The sequence below is a fragment of the Micromonospora sp. NPDC047753 genome, from assembly GCF_040642735.1.
Lineage (GTDB): Bacteria > Actinomycetota > Actinomycetes > Mycobacteriales > Micromonosporaceae > Micromonospora.
The window spans coordinates 1-2,176 of sequence record NZ_JBEYSL010000764.1 but is presented as its reverse complement, the minus strand read 5'-3'; the positions used below and the strand labels follow the sequence as shown (position 1 = coordinate 2,176).

Here is a 2,176-nt window from a genome sequence, read left to right as displayed (position 1 = left end):
CGCGTGGCGATCACGCCAGCGGGTGTCAACGAGTTCACCCGCAGCGGCCACCAGGTCTTCGTCGGGCGGACACCTGCGCCCAGCTCAGCTCGATCATCGCAGGCCCTCGAAGAACGCGCGGATGTCCGCCGCGTGCGCCAGCGGCTCGTCCATCGCCACGAAGTGGCTGCCCGGGTTGCCCTGCGGCCAGTGGACGATCGTGTTGTCTCGCTCGGCGAGGCGGCGCATCAGCGCGGACCCGCCGCCGTACACACCGGATGGCACCCGCCGCTGGCCCGTCGGCCAGGCGAAACCGCCATCGTCGGCGACGGCACGACCACGTGCAACGCCTGCGCGGGATCCCCGCCGTGAGCGCGTGGGTCGGACAGTGGGCCAATCAGCTCGGTGAACTCGACCACGGAGTTCGGCCAGCCGTGTGTCAGCAACAACGGCAGCGCGTCCGGCTCCGGCGAGCGGACGTGCAGCACACGCACATCCAAGCCGTCGATCTCGGTGACGAGCTGGGGGAAGTCGTTCAGCCGCGCCTCGTGGGCCCGCCAGTCGTAACCATTCGCCCAGTACTCGGTCAGCTCGCGAAGGTACGTCACCGGCACCCCACGGCTCCAGCCGGCGCCGGGCAACGAGCGGGGCCACCGGGTTCGGGAGAGCCGGTCACGCAGGTCGTCGAGGTCCGCCTGGGGAATGTCGATGCGAAAGGGCGTCATGCCGGGAACGCTACGGCCCATATAGGACAGCTTCTGGCACACATCGCTGGCATTCTGGGACCATGTCCGACACCCCCGCCCGACTGCTGGGCCTGCTGTCGCTGTTGCAGACGCCCCGCGAGTGGCCCGGCAGCGAGTTGGCCACCCGACTCGGCGTCAGCCTGCGCACCATCCGCCGCGACGTGGAGCGATTGCGCGACCTCGGCTACCCGGTAAAGGCGACGATGGGCGCGATCGGCGGATACCGCCTGGTCGCCGGCAAGGCGATGCCGCCGCTGCTGCTCGACGACGACGAGGCGGTGGCGATCGCAGTCGGTCTGCGCACCGCCGCCGGTCACGCGGTGGCCGGCATCGAGGAGTCCTCGGTACGGGCGCTGGCGAAGCTCGAACAGGTGCTGCCGTCCCGGCTGCGGCACCGCGTCAGCGCCCTGGGGGCGGCCACCGAACCCCTGCTCACCTGGGACCGACCGACTGTCGACCCGGAGCACCTGAGCGCGCTGGCCGCCGCCGTCAACAATCGTGAGCAGCTGCGGTTCACCTACCGCCGTCGCGACGGCGTGGACACCGAACGGCTCGTCGAGCCGTACAAGCTGGTGTCGGCGGGTCGGCGCTGGTATCTGGTGGGCTACGACAACGGCCGCGACGACTGGCGGATCTTCCGGCTCGACCGGATCACCGACCTGCGCCCCACCCGGATCCGGGTCACCGCCCGGCCACTGCCGGCGTCCGACGCCGCCTCGTTCATGACGGAGAAGCTGCTTGAGCTGACGCCCGTCTACCGGGCGGTGGTCACGCTGCACGCGCCGATCGAACGGATGGTGGGCCCGCTCGGCGGCACCGGCGTCGATCTGGAGCCGATCGACGCGACCTCGTGCCGGTTACGCAGCGACGCCGACACCCTGGAGTGGCTGGCGTGGCGTCTGCTGACTCTCGGTTGCGACATGGAGGTGCACGAGCCTCCCGAGCTGATCGCGCACCTGCGGCAGATCGGCTCGCGGGCGACCCGCGCCGCCAGCTCGTCCGCAGCGTAGGACGGCCGGCGGCCCGGGGCGTCGGCACGCCGGTCCGCCGTACGCTTGATGGAGCACAAGCGTTCAGAACAGGTGTTTCGGGGAGGAACTGGGCGTGACGCAGAGCGACGGGGAGCTTGTCGTACTCGCGCAGGCGGGAGACGCGGCCGCGCTGGGGGCGCTGCTGGCCCGGCACGAGGCCGGGATGCGGGCCGTCGCGCTGAGCGTCCTCGGCTACGGGCCGGACGCCGACGACGCGGTGCAGGACACCATGGTCATCGCCCTGCGTCGCATCGGCGAGGTCCGCGACCCGAGCGCTGTCGGCCCCTGGCTGCGGGCCATCGTCCGCAACAACAGCAGGATGGCGTTGCGCGGGCCCAGAGCCCTCCCGGTCGCCGAACCCGAGTGGTTCAGCCGCCCCGCCGACACACCCACCCCGGAGGAGGCGCTGGACCGGGCCGC

General features: G+C 71.6%; 3 protein-coding genes and 1 pseudogene. 2 read left to right on the top strand and 2 right to left on the bottom strand.

Features of this window, described 5'->3' with window-relative positions; translation table 11 throughout:
* Window positions 1-93 precede the first annotated feature (93 nt).
* Entirely contained in the window at window positions 94-228 is a 135-nt protein-coding gene (locus tag ABZ749_RS34265) for a hypothetical protein (protein ID WP_357235352.1), read from the bottom strand.
* Between the two features lie 77 nt (window positions 229-305).
* Window positions 306-704 (bottom strand): annotated as a pseudogene (locus ABZ749_RS34260) (epoxide hydrolase N-terminal domain-containing protein); the annotation flags it as partial.
* 62 nt (window positions 705-766) lie between these two features.
* Between ABZ749_RS34260 and ABZ749_RS34255 the strand changes: the two are divergent.
* The gene (locus ABZ749_RS34255) at window positions 767-1,735 is read left to right on the top strand and encodes a YafY family protein (protein ID WP_357235349.1); all 969 of its coding nucleotides are present in this window, start codon (window positions 767-769) and stop codon (window positions 1,733-1,735) included.
* Between the two features lie 94 nt (window positions 1,736-1,829).
* On the top strand, window positions 1,830-2,176 hold a 347-nt coding region (locus tag ABZ749_RS34250), incomplete at its 3' end, for a sigma-70 family RNA polymerase sigma factor (RefSeq protein ID WP_357235347.1).